This window comes from Microbacterium hatanonis, assembly GCF_008017415.1.
GTDB lineage: Bacteria > Actinomycetota > Actinomycetes > Actinomycetales > Microbacteriaceae > Microbacterium > Microbacterium hatanonis.
The window spans coordinates 606,236-621,362 of the sequence record NZ_VRSV01000002.1; the positions used below are offsets into that span (position 1 = coordinate 606,236).

General features: G+C 70.6%; 13 protein-coding genes. 5 read left to right on the forward strand and 8 right to left on the reverse strand.

The window, feature by feature from the left end; all coding sequences use genetic code 11:
* Positions 1-71: 71 nt before the first annotated feature.
* Positions 72-2,639, forward strand: a complete 2,568-nt coding sequence (locus FVP77_RS16860) for a DUF6351 family protein (protein WP_187266935.1) — start codon at positions 72-74, stop codon at positions 2,637-2,639.
* Positions 2,640-2,721: 82 nt separating this feature from the next.
* Positions 2,722-3,831: a 5-methyltetrahydropteroyltriglutamate--homocysteine S-methyltransferase gene (locus FVP77_RS13000; RefSeq protein WP_147895006.1), complete on the forward strand. Its 1,110-nt coding sequence runs from the start codon at positions 2,722-2,724 to the stop codon at positions 3,829-3,831.
* 124 nt (positions 3,832-3,955) lie between these two features.
* Here FVP77_RS13000 and FVP77_RS13005 read toward each other — a convergent pair whose 3' ends face one another.
* From FVP77_RS13005 to FVP77_RS13020, 4 genes are read right to left on the reverse strand one after another with little or no spacing between them, the layout of a single operon-like run.
* A complete protein-coding gene (locus tag FVP77_RS13005) occupies positions 3,956-4,903 on the reverse strand; it encodes a VOC family protein (protein WP_147895007.1) in 948 nt (315 codons plus the stop codon).
* Positions 4,904-4,935: 32 nt separating this feature from the next.
* Positions 4,936-6,006: a PrpF domain-containing protein gene (locus tag FVP77_RS13010; RefSeq protein WP_246134111.1), complete on the reverse strand. Its 1,071-nt coding sequence runs from the start codon at positions 6,004-6,006 to the stop codon at positions 4,936-4,938.
* The gene (locus FVP77_RS13015; RefSeq protein WP_121147635.1) at positions 5,996-6,697 is read right to left on the reverse strand and encodes a 4-carboxy-4-hydroxy-2-oxoadipate aldolase/oxaloacetate decarboxylase; all 702 of its coding nucleotides are present in this window, start codon (positions 6,695-6,697) and stop codon (positions 5,996-5,998) included. The genes FVP77_RS13010 and FVP77_RS13015 overlap by 11 nt, the downstream gene beginning before the upstream one ends.
* A gap of 13 nt (positions 6,698-6,710) precedes the next feature.
* Positions 6,711-7,466, reverse strand: coding sequence for a PIG-L deacetylase family protein (locus FVP77_RS13020; RefSeq protein ID WP_147895008.1), 756 nt, complete (start codon positions 7,464-7,466; stop codon positions 6,711-6,713).
* 244 nt (positions 7,467-7,710) lie between these two features.
* Between FVP77_RS13020 and ligM the strand changes: the two genes are divergently transcribed.
* On the forward strand, positions 7,711-9,114 hold the full coding sequence (ligM, locus tag FVP77_RS13025; RefSeq protein WP_147895009.1) for a vanillate/3-O-methylgallate O-demethylase: 1,404 nt from the start codon (positions 7,711-7,713) through the stop codon (positions 9,112-9,114).
* A gap of 182 nt (positions 9,115-9,296) precedes the next feature.
* Here ligM and FVP77_RS13030 read toward each other — a convergent pair whose 3' ends face one another.
* Entirely contained in the window at positions 9,297-10,220 is a 924-nt protein-coding gene (locus FVP77_RS13030; RefSeq protein ID WP_147895010.1) for a LysR family transcriptional regulator, read from the reverse strand.
* A gap of 127 nt (positions 10,221-10,347) precedes the next feature.
* On the opposite strand from FVP77_RS13030, the gene FVP77_RS13035 reads away from it, so the two are divergent.
* Together FVP77_RS13035 and FVP77_RS13040 are read left to right on the forward strand one after the other, a co-directional pair.
* Positions 10,348-11,706, forward strand: coding sequence for an aminomethyltransferase family protein (locus FVP77_RS13035; RefSeq protein WP_147895011.1), 1,359 nt, complete (start codon positions 10,348-10,350; stop codon positions 11,704-11,706).
* Between the two features lie 52 nt (positions 11,707-11,758).
* Positions 11,759-13,027 carry an FAD-dependent oxidoreductase gene (locus FVP77_RS13040; RefSeq protein ID WP_246134112.1) on the forward strand — a complete coding sequence of 423 codons (1,269 nt, stop codon included), beginning with the start codon at positions 11,759-11,761 and terminating at the stop codon, positions 13,025-13,027.
* Between the two features lie 98 nt (positions 13,028-13,125).
* Here FVP77_RS13040 and FVP77_RS13045 read toward each other — a convergent pair whose 3' ends face one another.
* From FVP77_RS13045 to FVP77_RS13055, 3 genes are all read right to left on the reverse strand, one after another.
* The gene (locus tag FVP77_RS13045; protein WP_147895012.1) at positions 13,126-13,317 is read right to left on the reverse strand and encodes a hypothetical protein; all 192 of its coding nucleotides are present in this window, start codon (positions 13,315-13,317) and stop codon (positions 13,126-13,128) included.
* A 110-nt stretch (positions 13,318-13,427) separates the two neighbouring features.
* Entirely contained in the window at positions 13,428-14,198 is a 771-nt protein-coding gene (locus tag FVP77_RS13050; RefSeq protein WP_147895013.1) for a DUF1932 domain-containing protein, read from the reverse strand.
* Entirely contained in the window at positions 14,195-15,097 is a 903-nt protein-coding gene (locus FVP77_RS13055; RefSeq protein ID WP_147895014.1) for an IclR family transcriptional regulator, read from the reverse strand. Before FVP77_RS13055 ends, FVP77_RS13050 begins: the two co-directional genes overlap by 4 nt.
* Positions 15,098-15,127 lie beyond the last annotated feature (30 nt).

Sequence of the window (15,127 nt, forward strand, 5' to 3'; positions counted from 1 at the left end):
ACATCTGGGCAGAGGGCGGCAACGACGCCGCCCGGACGACGTCGTCCTTTCCCCCGCTCGGAGGCATCCGCATGAGAAGACCCCGAAATCTGTTCGCCGCCGTCGGAGCTGTCGCCGCAGCATCCGCCATCGCCCTCGCGATGCTCACCCCACCGGCCGCCGCCGCCGACGGGGTGGGCATCGAGATCCTCTCCGGCCGCGCCGACAGCGTGTCGGGCGGCGACGCGCTGATCGCCGTGACCGGCGCCGCCGGCGCGGTCCGCGTCACCGCGGCGGGCGCCGACGTCTCGTCGGCGTTCGTCACCGACGGCGATCGTCTGGTCGGCCTGGTCGAGGGCCTGCCCCTCGGGTCGAGCGACATCGTCGTCCAGACCGGCTCGGCCGGATCCGCCCAGCTCGAGGTCGTGAACCACCCGGCTTCCGGTCCGGTGTTCTCCGGCCCGCAGCATCCGATGTACTGCACGGCGTCGGGTGCACCGTGGAACTTCGGCGCCCTCGATGAGGACTGCCAGACCGACGAGACCTTCGTCACGTACCGCTATCGCACCAGCGCGGGTGCGTTCGCCGACTACCCGACCGACGGGACGACCCCGGCCGACCTCGTCAGCACGGTCGTCGACGGTGTGGAGGTGCCCTATGTCGTGCGCCTCGAGCGCGGAACCGTCAACCGCGCGGTGTACGAGACAGCTGTGCTGCACGAACCGGGCACGCCCGAACCGTCGCCCACACAGGACCTTCCCGGCTGGACCGGCAAGCTGGCCTACACCTTCGGCGGCGCGTGCGGCGTCGGATACTGGCAGGGCACGAGCACCGGCGGGGTCGAGAACGACCTGTTCCTGCGCAACGGGTATGCCGTCGCGTCCGCCACGCTCAACGTCTACGCCCAGAACTGCAACGACGTCACGAGCGCCGAGACCGCGATGATGGTCAAGGAGAAGTTCATCGAGACGCACGGCGAGGTGCGCTTCACCATGGGTTCGGGCGGCTCGGCGGGCACGATGCAGCAACTGCTGCTGTCCAACAACTACCCCGGCATCCTCGACGGCGTGCTCGGCGAGATCGGCTACCCCGACGAGCGCACCACGACCGTGGGCGGGCACGACTGCCGCGGCCTGCAGAACTACTGGGCGAGCCCGGCCGGCGCCGGATGGACCGACGCCGAGAAGCTCGCGGTGACCGGCCACGCGGTGACCGGCACGTGCGTCGGGTTCACCTTCTTCGACGGCGTCGACGACCCGAACCGCGGCTGCGCGGCGGCGGTGCCGGTCGCCGACCGGTGGTCGCCGACGAACCCCGAGGGTCTGCGCTGCACGATCGCCGACATGGTCAAGAACGTGTACGGCGTGGACGACCAGGGTCGCGGACTGAGGGTGGAGCCCGACAACGTCGGCGTGCAGTACGGACTCGACGCTCTGCAGAACGGCGAGATCACGGTGGAGCAGTTCCTCAGCCTCAACGAGAACATCGGCGGAATGGACGTCGACGGCGTCCGCACCGCGGAGCGCTCGGTGGCGAGCGTCGAGGCGATCGAGCGGGCGTTCGAGACCGGCCGCATCAACATGATGACGGGCGGCCTCGAGACGATCCCCGTGCTCGAGATCCGCGGCTACTCCGATCTGCGCGGCGACTTCCACGAGCGGTACCGCTCCGCGATCATCCGAGAGCGGATGCTGGCGGCTCACGGCGATGCCGACACCCACGTGAACTGGACGAGCCCCGAGGGGGCGGTCAACACCACCATGCGCGAGCAGGCCTTCGCCTACCTCGACGAGTGGCTCGAGGAGATCGAAGCGCGAGGCGGTCCGGCCGATCGCGAGCGAACGGTCGACGCGCGCCCGGCCGGGTTGGAGGACGGATGCTTCGACGGCGCCGGTGCCTTCATCGCGGAGGAGCTCGATTACTCCGACCCGACGACCGCCTGCAACACGCTGTACCCGTACCACTCCGAGCCGCGCTACGAGGCGGGCGAAGGCCTGCTGCGCGACGTGCCGAAGTGCCAGCTGGCGGCTCCCGTGCGCGCCGACTACCCGGTGCTGACCGACGAGCAGTGGTCGGCGCTCACGGCTGTCTTCTCCGAGGGCGTCTGCGACTGGACGAAGCCCAGCCAGGGCTACGCGGAGCTCGAGGGCACGTGGCTCGACTTCGGCGACACGGAGCAGGTGGGCCTCGACGCGCCGATCGTGGCAGGGGAGGCGCGCGTCGGATCGGCGCTGCGGGTGACCGCCGACGTCGACCCCGCGGACGCCGCGCTGTCGTACGCCTGGTTCGCGGACGGTGTCGCGATCGCCGGTGCTTCGTCGGCGGAGTTCGCACCCACCGCGGCCGAGGAGGGCGCGCGCCTCACGGTGCGGGTGACCGCCGAGGCCGAGGGCCGGGTGGCGCGATCGGCGGTCTCCGTCGCCACCGAGCCGGTGACGGCCGCGGTCGGACCGTCGCCGAGCCCGAGCGGTACGCCGACGGCCGCGCCGTCGCCGACGGCGACCCCCGCGCCGAGCGCGAGCCCGACGCCGACGGCGGCCGGAGGGTCGCCGCTCGCGGCGACCGGCGCGACGCTGCCGTGGGGGCTCGCCCTGCTCGCCGGCGCGCTGGCCACCGGAGGCGGACTCGCCTTCGCCCTGCGGCGCCGCCGGTCCGCGTGATCGACCGGCCGGCGTGCGGCGTCGATGACGTCGCGCGTCGGCCGGTGCGACGCGGACGTGCGCCGCTCAGTAGCATCGCTGCATGACCGTCAACCCTCCGTTCCGCGCCGACATCGTCGGTAGTTTCCTCCGTCCCGCGGCGCTCGCCGAGGCTCGTGCCCGGTTCGCGGCGGGCGATCTCTCGGACGACGCGCTGCGCGCGGCGGAGGACGCCGCGGTCGTCGACCTGGTCGCCAAGCAGGCCGAGAACGGGCTGCGGGTAGCCTCCGACGGCGAGTTCCGCCGGTCGTGGTGGCACTTCGACTTCTTCGGTCTGCTCGACGGTGTGGAGATCGTCGAACTCGACCACGGCATCCAGTTCCAGGGCGTGCAGACGCGTCCGCGTGGCATCGAGATCTCCGGGCCCATCGGATTCCCCGCCGACCACCCGTTCCTCGCGCACTACCGCGCGCTGCAGGACGACGTCGCCGGCACGGGCCTGACCCCGAAGTTCACGATCCCCGCCCCCACCGTGCTCGACTTCCGGCTCGAGCCCGGGCACATCGACGCCACCTACGACGGGCGCGACGCGATCACCGACGACCTCGTGGCCGCCTATCGCGACGCGCTGGCGGCCTTCTACGACGCCGGCGCGCGCTACCTGCAGTTCGACGACACGGCGTGGGCGTACCTCTGCTCCGACGTCGAGCTCGCGAAGGCCCGCGACCGCGGCATCGACACCGACGGTATCGCCGAGCGCTATGCGACCCTGCTCAACCGCATCCTCGACGGCAAGCCTTCCGATCTGGTCGTCACCACCCACGTCTGTCGCGGCAACTTCCGCTCCACCTGGATCTCGTCGGGCGGCTACGAGCCCGTCGCCGAACAGCTCCTGGGCAACACCGCGTACGACGGGTACTTCCTCGAGTACGACTCCGAGCGCGCCGGCGGGTTCGAGCCGCTGCGCTTCCTCCCCGCCGGCGACAAGGTCGTCGAGCTCGGGCTGATCACGACCAAGACGGGCGACCTCGAAGACGCCGACGCCATCCGCCGGCGCATCGACGAAGCATCCGCCTTCGCCCCCCTCGACCAGCTCGCCCTCAGCCCCCAGTGCGGCTTCGCCTCGACCGAGGAGGGCAACGCGCTCACCGAGGACCAGCAGTGGGCGAAGATCCGCTCGGTGGTCGAGATCGCCGGCTCCGTCTGGGGCTGAGCGCCCGCCGCACCCTCTCTTCTCGCTGAAAGCCCAAGACACCCGGAGCGCGTGACGTGCGCGTCCGGGTGTCTTGGGCTTTCGAGAGGCTGGCGGGGCGGATGCTGCGCGCGACCCGCCCGCGTCAGACCAGCGGCGTGCCGTGGGTGTGGAACGACTCGATTGTCTTCATGCCCCAGGCCTGGCCCTTCTTGCGCTCCTCCTGGCTCCACTCCACGACCGGCTGGTCGGGGTCGAGCAGTAGGCGCGCACCCGCGTTGGCGAACTCGATGCGGTTGCCGCCCGGCTCCCACACGTAGAGGAAGAACGTCTGGTTGATGGCGTGCTTGTGCGGGCCCGACTCGATGTGGATGCCGTTCTCGAGGAAGATGTCGGCGGCCTTGAGGATGTCCTCGCGCGTGTCGGGGGCGAACGCGATGTGGTGCAGGCGGTTGCCGTGCTTGGTCCAGTCGTCGGAGTAGACCACGTCGTAGGACTTCAGCGAGAAGTGGAACCACCAGGCGGCGAACTTGCCGTCGTCGTTGCGGATGCGCTCGCTCTCGCGCATCGCGAGCGCGTCGGCCAGGAACTCGCCGTTGGCCTCGACGTCCTTCGCGAGGTAGTTGATGTGGTCGAGGCGTCGTGCGTTGACCCCCCGGCCGGGGAAGGCCGACGCCTGGTTCTTGAGCGCGGGCTTGTCGTCGGTCGCGACGTAGCGCTCGGTCTCGTAGTAGATGCCCATCGAGTGGCCGTCGGGATCGCGGAACATGAACGTGGGGCCCGTCCCCACCTCGCCGTCGACCCAGCCCTCGCCGAGGCCGGTGGCCTCGATCGCGGCGACCCGGCGCTCGAGGGCCTCCGGCGAGGAGGCGCGGAAGGTCGTGCGCCCGACGCCCGCGGCATCCGAGGGGGTGAGCTTGATCGTGTACAGCTCGTACTCGTCCCAGGTGCGCAGGAACGTCGAGCCTCCCTGCTCGGCGACGACGCGCATGGCGAGCAGATCGCGGAAGAACCAGAGGCTCTTGTCGAACTCGGGGGTGAACAGCTCGACGCTGCCGATGTGGGCGACGTCGAATGCGGTGGAGTCGGTCATGGTGCGGGTCCTCTCTGACGGGCGAATGGGGTTCAGCGGCGCGGTCGGGCGAAGACCGTGCCGTCGAAGATCTTGCGGGCGGTGCGCACCGACGCCGACGACGCGTGCCAGGTGTCGTCGGTGCGGGTGACGGTCACTGCGGCGGGGAACACGCCGGTGGGGTGCTCGATGCCGGTGACCGAGTCGTCGGCGATGCGGGCGAGGTCGCTGCCGACCGCGCCGGGGATGCGGATGCCCGCCGCGACGGATGCCGCCATCAGCACGCCGATCGACGTGTGCACGCGCGAAGGGATGAACGCGCGCGTCGAGATCGCGCCCTCGCCGCGCGGGGCCGAGAGCAGGAACATCTTGGGGACGGTCTGCCGCGAGACGTCGCCGAGACCCATGAGGGGGCCCGCTGCCAGGCGCACGCGCTCGACCTCCTCGCGCAGATCCGCGTGCTCCTCGAGGTCTGTCGGCGACTCGTCGCCGTGGATGCCGAACTCGTCGGCCCGGAGAAGCACCACGGGCATGCCGTTGTCGATGAGCGTCGCGCGGTGCCCGGCGATCTCGTCCGAGACCGAGCCCGTGGGCAGCAGCGGTTTCTCGCCGCCGGTGAGGTCGATGTCGATGCCGGCGGCTGTGCCCGGCACGCCGTCGATCGCGACGTCGCCGTCGTAGTCGACACGGCCGTCGGGGGTCGGGAACGAGACGGTGGCGACGTCCCCGGTGTTGAGCAGACGGATGCGGAGGATGGTGCGATCGCCGGCCGCTCGGGTCAGGCCCCGTTCCACGGCGAAAGGTCCGACGGCGGCGAGCAGGTTGCCGCAGGTCTGCGCGGTGCCGACGACCGGTTCATCGACGGAGACCTGGAAGAAGGAGTAGTCGAGGTCGATCCCCGGGGCGTCCGAGAGGGAGACGACGGCGACCTTCGAGGTGAGCGGGTGCGCGCCGCCGATCCCGTCGATCTGGGTCGGGTCGGGGCTGCCCATGATGCGCAGCAGCAGGTCGTCGCGTTCCGCCGCGTCGGCGGGCAGGTCGTCGGCGAGGAAGAACGCGCCCTTCGACGTGCCGCCGCGCAGCACCATGCAGCGGATGCCGTCGTGCACGGGATCAGCGACCACCGTCGTGGTCCTCCTGTGTCACGTACCGCACGCCGAGGTCGTCGAGCACGGGCCGCAGGCCGTTGAGGTCCATGGAGATCTCGCCCGAGAGATAGCGCGCGCGGTTGGCGGTCTCCTTCGCCGCGCGGGCGCGCGATGCGCTGAGCGCTTCCTCGGCCCGTCGTCTCGGCACGATCGTGACGCCGTCGTCGTCGGCGACCACGATGTCGCCCGGGCGCACCTCGACGTCGTCGAGGATGACGGGCACGTTCACCGAACCGGCGGTGTCTTTGACCGTGCCCTGCGCGCTGACGTGCCGGGTCCAGACCGGGAAGCCCATCTCGCGCAGCTCCTGGGTGTCGCGCACGCCGCCGGTGGTCACGTAACCGCGCACACCGCGCGCCTTCATCTGGGTGGCCATGAGGTCGCCGATGAATCCGAACGCCGAGTCGCTGATGGGCACGACGACGATCACGTCTCCCTCTCGGGCCTGCTCGATCGCCGCGTGCACCATGAGGTTGTCGCCCGGCGCGACGCTGACCGTGATCGCCGTTCCCGCGATGCGGGCGCCCTGCTGGATCGGACGAAGGCGGGGTCCGGCGTAGCCGATCCGTCCCATGGCCTCGTGCACGGTGGCGGAGCCGAACTCGGCCAGCGCTGCGGCCACCGCAGCATCCGCTCTCTGGATGTCGGTGACGACGACGCCGGTCATTCGAGCGCTCCGCTCATTCGAGGAGCCCGGTGACCTGCGGGAAGTAGCGCATGTACGCCTCTCCCATCGTGTCGTGCGCGAGTCCGAGGTTCGGGCCGGCGTTGCGCTTGACCTGCACCCCCCGGCGGATCGCGAGGTCGGTGTAGTACGACCACATGTGCTTCTGGGCGGGGAGGCATTCCATGGCCGCGCGCTTCAGCGGGAACGCGTCGGTGATGTCGAGCAGCACGTTCGGCTTGAAGTCGCTCTGCTCCGGCTGGTGCGGCTCGAAGAAGAAGACGGGGGGTGCGCCGATGATCTCGTCCTTCGTCGGGAAGGTCCCGTCGGAGTTCGCCACGCCGATCGCCTGCGCCAGCACCCGGGCTTCGAGGGCCATGCGGGCGGCGGCCGGGTGGTCGCCGTTGTAGGGGTCGGCGAGCGGGTGGGTGAGCACGACCGTCGGCTGCACGCGACGGTAGACGTCGACGAGCGCCGCCACGGCCTCGGGGGATTCGCGCAACGGGTAGTCGCCGAGGTCGAGGAAAACGATGTCGGCGCCGAGCGCGGATGCTGCGGCTTCGGCCTCGCCGCGACGAGTGGCCTTGATCTCGTCGAGGTCTTTGCCGGCCAGCCACTGGCTCGCCGATTCGCCGCGCTCGCCGTAGCTGAGGCAGACGACGGTGGCGCGCTCGCCGCGCATCGTGGCGGCGGCGATGGCTCCGCCGGCGCGCCACACGAAGTCTCCGGCGTGTGCGCTGACCACGAGAAGTGCGGGTGCGGTCTCTGCCATGTCGACTCCTGTCCGTCGTGGGTCGGTCCGTCCACCGATCGGTGGGCACGCTGCTGCCGCGGACGGGGCGACGCTGGCCGACTCGGACTCAGCGAACCACACCGCCGGACGAATGGTCAAGATTTTGTTTACAATCTGGCGAACCTGAACCACTATGGACAGAGGCAAATCGTCGCCGTACGGTGGCGGCTGACACACAGGACTGAACGTGCTGCTCAACGAAGAGAAAGTCGAGGGAGCCCCCATGGCGCGCAATCTGCAGGAGTTGCTGGACGAGAAGGGCGGCATCGTCCAGATGCTCCGCGACTCGCAGCTCGGTACGTACATCTACCCGGTGGTGCCGGCCGAGTTCACGAACTGGCGTCGTGAGCAGAAGGCCTGGCGGGAGACCGCCGTGCTCTACGACCAGACGCACCACATGGTCAACTTCTTCGTCTCGGGTCCCGATGCGCTGAAGCTGCTGAGCGACACCGGCATCAACTCGTTCGCGAACTTCCCCGTGAACACGGCGAAGCAGTTCGTGCCGACCGCCTCCAACGGCGGCGTCATCGGCGACGGCATCCTCTTCCACGAGGCCGAGGGCGAGTACGTCTACGTCGGCCGCGCGCCGGGTGCGAACTGGCTGCAGTTCCACGCCGAGACCGGCGGGTACGACGTGCAGTTCCGTTACGACGACCGTTCGCCCTCGCGCCCCTACGGTCAGGCCGTCACCCGCGAGTACTACCGCTTCCAGATCCAGGGCCCCAACGCCTGGTCGATCATCGAGAAGCTCAACGGCGGCACGCTCGAGAAGGTCAAGTTCTTCCACATGGGCGAGATGACCATCGCCGGTGAGAAGGTTCGCACCCTCCGCCACGGCATGGCCGGTGCGCCGGGCCTGGAGATCTGGGGCCCCTACGAGCAGCACGGCAAGATCCGCGAGGCCGTGCTCGACGCCGGACGCGAGTTCGGACTCGAGCCCTGCGGCTCGCGCGCCTACTCCTCGAACACGCTCGAGTCGGGCTGGATCCCGTCGCCGCTTCCCGCCATCTACACCGGCGAGGCCGAGCGCGCCTACCGTGAGTGGCTGCCCGCGAACAGCTACGAGGCGATCAACGCGCTCGCCGGCTCGTTCGTGTCGGACAACATCGAGGACTACTACCTGAACCCGTGGGAGCTCGGCTACGGCTCCTTCGTAAAGTTCGACCACGACTTCATCGGCCGCGAAGCGCTGGAGAAGATCGACCCGGCCAACCAGCGCAAGAAGGTCACGCTCGCGTGGAACGACGAGGATCTCGCCAAGATCCTCACGAGCGTCATCGATCGCGAGGGCGTCGGCTACCAGTTCTTCGACCTGCCGAACGCGAACTACGGCTCGTCGAACTACGACGCGGTCATCGACGCCGACGGCAACACCGTCGGACTGTCGCTGTTCACCGGCATCACGGCGAACGAGAAGCGCGGGCTGTCGCTCGCGACCGTCGACCACGACGTGCCGATCGGCGCCGAGGTGCGCGTCGTCTGGGGCGAGCCCGACGGCGGCTCCGGCAAGACCACGGTCGAGCCGCACGACCAGATCTCGGTGCGCGCGATCGTGAGCCCGGTGCCCTACGCCGAGACGGCGCGCCAGGAGTACCAGGGCGGCTGGCGCACCAGCGGCGGTCAGTAGCATCCGATCCCCGCCCCCTGTCCCGTCGTCGCGGGGCAGGGGGCGGTGTCGTTTCACGGCGGGGTGTCTCCGATCAGCCGCGCGCTCCGCGACTGCGCCAGATTCCTGCGATTGACGCTAGAAACCTGTGCAGTCAATCGCAGGATTGCGCCACATTCCGGACGATAGGGAGGGGTGGGGGCTCAGAGTGCATCGCCGTGGATGACCTGGAAGCGGCCCGATGAGCCGCGGATCGCATGGGCGACCGTCGCGAACAGCCAGTCGAGGGCTGCGGTGTGCTGAGTCGTCGACCGTCGGTAGAGGCTGACGTCGATCGCGGGCATGTCGAAGGGGAGGGCTCGAACGACGAGCGGCCACGTCTGCGCCCATCCCTCGGCGATCGTGTCGGGCATCGTAGCGACGAGGTCGGCGCTCGCGGCGATCAGCGGCGGCAGCGCCGCGAAGTGGTTCGAGGCGATCCGCGGCTCGATGACGATCCCCGCGCGGTGCAGCGCCTGGTCGATCGCCGAGGCCCCCGAGTCGCTCGCGACGACGACGTGGTTCGCGTTCGCGTAGGCCTCGAGGTCGAGCTCGCCGGTGGCGAGCGGATGCTTCGTCGACATGACGACCCCGTACCCCTGCGTCTTGAGCACCACCTTCTCGAACCGCCCGGGGACGGGAGACGGAGTCACGGCGAGGTCGACGGTTCCCCGCCCGAGCCACTCGGGGAGCTCCCGGACGTTCATGGGGACGACGTCGATCCGCATCATCGGGGCCTTCGCGCGGACCGCCCGCACGATGGCGGGCAGCCAGCCGATCTCGCCGAGTTCGGAGAGCGCGATGCGGAAGGTGCGATCGGATGCGGCGGGGTCGAACCCGTGCACGCCGTCGAGCGTGCGGTCGATCGCGGCGATCGCGTCGTGGAATCCCGGAGCGATGCTCTCGGCGAGCGGCGTCGGAACCATCAGGCGCCCCTCGCGGACGAACAGCGGGTCGTCGAGTTCGCGGCGGAGCCGGGCGAGGGCCTGGCTCACCGCCGGCTGCGTGACGTAGAGGCGGGCGGCGGCGGCGGTGAGGCTACGCGTCTCGCTCACCGCGAGGAACACCCGCACCAGGTTCAGGTCCATGAGGTGCTCTCGGCGCGGCTAACGGCTGCTTGCGATCCCATAAGCATTCATTATGCGCCCGGCCACCCATCATGCGCAGGGCTGCCTAGCATTGCTCTCGCATGACCCGCCGAACGAAGGAGTTCCCATGATCGAATCCGCCGCCGAGGCGATCGCCCGGGCCGGAAGCCCTGTCGAGCTGCTGCGCAACGCGCAGTCCCGACCGACGATCTTCCCCGTCACCCCCGAGTTCAGCAACTGGCGCTCCGAACAACTGGCGTGGCGCACGAGCGTCGCCCTGCTCGACCAGTCGCACCACATGACCGACCTCTTCATCTCTGGCCCCGACGCGCTGCGCCTGCTGAGCGAGACAGGCGTGAACAGCTTCGCGAACTTCCCCGTCGACGCGGCGAAGCAGTTCATCGCGGTGAACCATGAGGGCTACCTCATCGGCGACGCCATCCTGTTCCGCCTCGAGGAGGAGGTCTACGACCTCGTCGGGTGGCACATGGTGCTCGATTGGGTGCAGTTCATCGGAGAGACCGGCGACTACGACGTCGCCTTCGAGCGCGACGCGAACTCTCTCATGCGCACACCGGGCGCCGACCCGAAGCTGTATCGCTACGAGCTGCAGGGCCCGCACGCCCTGGCGCTCATGGAGAAGCTCACCGGAGCGCCGGTGCCGCCGACGAAGTTCTTCGGCATGGCGACCTTCGAGATCGCGGGGGTCACAGTGCGGTCCCTGCGCCACGGCATGGCCGGGCAGCCCGGGTTCGAACTGTTCGGGCCGTGGGCCGATGGCGCGACCGTGCGCGAGGCGATCATCGCGGCGGGTGGGGAGTTCGACCTCGTCCTCGTCGGGTCGCGGGCGTACTCGTCGGCGAACCTCGAGTCGGCGTGGGTGCCGTCGCCGCTCCCGGCGATCTTCACGGGGGAGCGCAGCGCCGAGTACCTCGCCTGGCTGCCCGCCGCCCGCACCGGGTCGCTGGCGGGCAGTGTCGTCTCGGACGACATCGAGGACTACTACCTCACGCCCTACGAGCTCGGCTACGGCCGCAGCGTCGCGTTCGACCACGATTTCATCGGTCGGGCCGCACTCGAGCGGTTCGCCTCCGCCGACAAGCGGGTCAAGGTCACCCTCGTGTGGGACCCCGAGGACGTCGCGGCGACGCAGCGCTCGCTCTACGAGGAGGGCGTGCCGGCGAAGTATCTCGAGTTCCCGAAGGCGCGCTACGGGGTCTACCAGGTCGACCGGGTGAGCATCGACGGCACCGACGTGGGCATCTCGCACGACTGCGGCTACATCACCAACGAGCAGGCATTCGTCTCGCTCGCGAGCGTCGATGCGGCCGCGGCCGAACCCGGAACGCGGGTCGTCGTGACGTGGGGCGAGGAGCCGAACTCCCGCAAGCCCGCCGTCGAGCCGCACCGGCAGGTGGAGATCCGCGCCACCGTGGCTCCGGCACCGTTCTCGCGCTTCGCGCGCGAGAACTACCGCAAGAGCTGAGGCGCAGCATCCGGATGCCTTCCCCGTCACCGCGACGAGGTCTATCGTCGCGGTGACGGGAGGCATCGTGGAGGAGATCGCGGGGGACGCACCGGCACGAACGACGTGCGCGATCGTCGGGGGCGGACCCGCGGGCCTCGTCCTCGGGCTGCTGCTCGCCCGCGCCGGTGTGCGGGTCACCGTGCTCGAGAAGCACGCGGACTTCCTGCGGGATTTCCGCGGCGACACCGTCCACCCGACGACGTTGGGCCTGCTCGATGACCTGGGACTGTTCGAGCGCTTCGACGCGATCCGGCAGTCGCACATCCTGCGGGTCGACCTGCCGGTGGCGGGCGGGGGAGACGCGCGGATGGCGGACTTCTCCCGGCTCCCCGTCCGCCACCCTTACATCGCCATGGTGCCGCAGTGGGATCTGCTCGATCTCCTCGCCGAGGCCGCGGCGGCGGAATCGTCGTTCACGCTGCTGAGGGAGCACGCCGTGACCGGCGTCGTCCGCGCGGGCGGTCGTGTGGTCGGAGTGGAGTACAGCGGTCCCTCGGGCCCGGGCCGGCTGATGGCCGATCTGACCGTCGGATGCGACGGTCGGTGGTCGGTCGTGCGGCGCTCGATCGGGTTGGCAGCACGGGCGTATCCCGTCGGATTCGACGTCTGGTGGTATCGGATACCGACGCGGCGGCACCTCGGCGATTCGCTCCTCCCGCGCATGACCGGAGGGCATGTCGCGATCGGCATCCCCCGCGACGGGTACGTGCAGGTCGCGCGGCTCGGGAGGAAGGGCACGGACCCGGCGGTCCGTGCCCGGGGGATCGAGGGGTTCCGAGCGGATGCTGCGGCGACCTTCCCCGCGCTCGCCGACGACGTCGCCGGGGTAGCGTCGATGGATGACGTAAAGCTGCTCGATGTTCGGGTCGACCGATTGCGACGGTGGTACGCGCCCGGGGCCCTGTGCATCGGCGATGCCGCCCATGCCATGTCGCCGGTCGGGGGCGTGGGCATCAACCTCGCGGTACAGGACGCCGTGGCCGCCGCGCGCATCCTCGCCGTACCCCTGCGTCGCGGGCTGATGGTCGGGCCCGGGGCGCGCCGCCACCTCGCCCGCGTGCAGCGGCGCCGGGCGTTCCCGGCCGCCGTGATCCAGGCCGTGCAGCGCGTGCTGCACGCGCGCGTGATCATGCCGGCCCTCGACGGCCGGGCCATCGCTCCGCCGCGCCCTCTTGCGTGGCTGCTGCGGCGTGTGCCGGGCGTGGCGGTCGTTCCCGCGCTCCTGCTCGGGATCGGGCCTCGCCCCGAGCGGGCCCCGGCGTTCGCGCGGCGTCCCTGACGCGTCGAGACTTCACCCCGGCTACGAGACTTCCACCTACGCGCGCAGTCTCGTCGCCCGGGTGAAGTCTCACCGGCCTGGATGCTGCGCGCCGGCCGTCAAGACGGACGCTCGGCGAGGTCGCGCAGCAGCTCGGCCTGATCGTCGAGGCGCCGGGCGATGCGCTCCGAGGTCCGCCGGGAGCAGACCGTGGCCTTCACCTCCCGGCTGATGCCGTCGGCCGTCCAGGTCACGAGCACGTAGATGTTCCCACCCAGCCACCCTTCGGCCTCACTGTAGATCGCGCGCATACCGTCGTAGCGGGCGTTCGGGGCGCGACTCGCTCTTCGGGGCGGGGAATCTCACGCCCCGAGGCGAGAATGGCGCCCCGAACCCGGGGGAATCGGCAACCCGAGCGAGGTCAGGCCGGACGCTCGGCCAGGATGCGCTGGAACCAGGCCAGGGTTCCACGGGTCATGTCGGAGGGCTGCTCGGTCTCCTCGAGCGCGGCCAGCACGTCGCGCACCTCGTGCTCGCGGCGTTCGGCGTGCTGGTAGGTGCCCGCGACGAAGCGGTCGAGCAGCGCAGGCCCCTGGTCGCCCAGCTCCGAGGCGATCTGGCCGCGCACCCAGTCCTCCGCCCCGGCGGCGCGAGCCGCCCCGAGGGTCTCGATCATGAGCGTCGCGAGCCCCTTCGTGAAGACGCTCCGGAGCAGCTTCATGCGGGCCGCGGCACCCGCCGGCTGGTCGAGCACGACGACGGGCGCTCCGAGCGGACGCAGAAGCTCGGCCAGCCGCTCGGCCCCGTGACCGCTGGCGAGGAGGGGCGTGCGCTCGACCTCGCGGGGCACGGGCGCGAGCACGGCGACATCGACCACGTCGACGTCGCGTGCCGCTCCGATCGCGGCGATGCGGTGCTTCAGATCGGGCGAAGACGTGTTGAAGTCGGCGAAGATCGCCGACGGCTCAAGCAGCGGCAGGGCCTCGTCGGCGACCTCCAGCGACGCGGCAGCACCGACCAGGCTCACGACGATCTCGGCGCCCTCGATCGCATCGGCGAGGCGGTCGACCTGCCCGCCGTCGGCGAGGCGGGGGCGGAGGTCGTATCCTCGCACCCGCGCACCCGCCTCACGGAACCCCCCGGCGTAGAGGCTGCCGGCCTCGCCGAGCCCGATCACCGCGATCCGCGTCATCGCGCACCTCCCGCCGCCGTCGCCCCGCCGGATCCCGCCCGCGGTGCGCGGGCGTCGAGCGCGGCGATGTACTCCCACGAACGGGCCGATACTCCCGCATCCGGCCGTGGTCCGTGCAGGGCGGCGTTCTCGTCGACGTCGGCGGCATAGACGTCGCGCAGCGACCGGGTGACCCCCGCCGCGGCCACGCGCAGCACCTCGACGACCGGTGCGGCCGACGAATCGTCGTTGCGCACGACGGCGCCCATCGCCGCGTACACCGAGCCGTCGGGTCCGCGCACGGGCACGGCGATTCCGCGCGATTCGAGATGGATGTGTCCGGGAGCGATCGCGACGTCGTCGGCGCGGATGCGGCGGAGGGTGGAGCGGAGCCCGGCTCCCGTTGCGATCGTGCGGGAGGTGTAGGCGCGCAGCCCCTGCGCGATGGTGTCTTCGATCACGGCGTCGGGGGCGTGGGCGAGGAGCACCAGGCCGATCGACGAGGCGTGCAGCGGGATGCGTCCGCCGATGAGCGTCGCGTTGACCACGGCGTCCTTCGTCGACATGCGCTCGATGAAGAGCACGTCGGTGCCCGATCTCACCCCCAGCTGCAGGTGCTGGCGGATCCTCGCGTGCGCCGCGGCCAGCCACGGGCGGGCCACTTCGCGCAGTCCGAGCGCCCCCGGCGTGCGCGAAGCGTACTCCCACAGGCGCACGCCGAGGCGGTAGGTGCGATCGGGCATGCGCTCCAGCATCCCTTCCTGCAGCAGTTCGCCGACGAGCCGGTGCGTCGTCGACAGGGGGAGGCCCGCCGCGCGGGCGAGTTCGCCGAGCGTCAGGAACGGGCGGAGGGCGTCGAAGGCGTCGAGCACGCGCAAGTGACGGTGCAGCGCCGACTCTCCGGCAGATCTCCGCGCCATCGCGACCTCCTGCACGAGACCCTACACACC

Bases quoted from the DNA above. Each gene is read 5' to 3' on its own strand.
- FVP77_RS16860 (WP_187266935.1), top strand. From the start codon at position 72: ATGAGAAGACCCCGAAATCTGTTCGCCGCCGTCGGAGCTGTCGCCGCA.
- FVP77_RS13000 (WP_147895006.1), top strand. From the start codon at position 2,722: ATGACCGTCAACCCTCCGTTCCGCGCCGACATCGTCGGTAGTTTCCTC.
- FVP77_RS13005 (WP_147895007.1), bottom strand. From the start codon at position 4,903: ATGACCGACTCCACCGCATTCGACGTCGCCCACATCGGCAGCGTCGAG.
- FVP77_RS13015 (WP_121147635.1), bottom strand. From the start codon at position 6,697: ATGACCGGCGTCGTCGTCACCGACATCCAGAGAGCGGATGCTGCGGTG.
- FVP77_RS13020 (WP_147895008.1), bottom strand. From the start codon at position 7,466: ATGGCAGAGACCGCACCCGCACTTCTCGTGGTCAGCGCACACGCCGGA.
- ligM (WP_147895009.1), top strand. From the start codon at position 7,711: ATGGCGCGCAATCTGCAGGAGTTGCTGGACGAGAAGGGCGGCATCGTC.
- FVP77_RS13030 (WP_147895010.1), bottom strand. From the start codon at position 10,220: ATGGACCTGAACCTGGTGCGGGTGTTCCTCGCGGTGAGCGAGACGCGT.
- FVP77_RS13035 (WP_147895011.1), top strand. From the start codon at position 10,348: ATGATCGAATCCGCCGCCGAGGCGATCGCCCGGGCCGGAAGCCCTGTC.
- FVP77_RS13045 (WP_147895012.1), bottom strand. From the start codon at position 13,317: ATGCGCGCGATCTACAGTGAGGCCGAAGGGTGGCTGGGTGGGAACATC.
- FVP77_RS13050 (WP_147895013.1), bottom strand. From the start codon at position 14,198: ATGACGCGGATCGCGGTGATCGGGCTCGGCGAGGCCGGCAGCCTCTAC.
- FVP77_RS13055 (WP_147895014.1), bottom strand. From the start codon at position 15,097: ATGGCGCGGAGATCTGCCGGAGAGTCGGCGCTGCACCGTCACTTGCGC.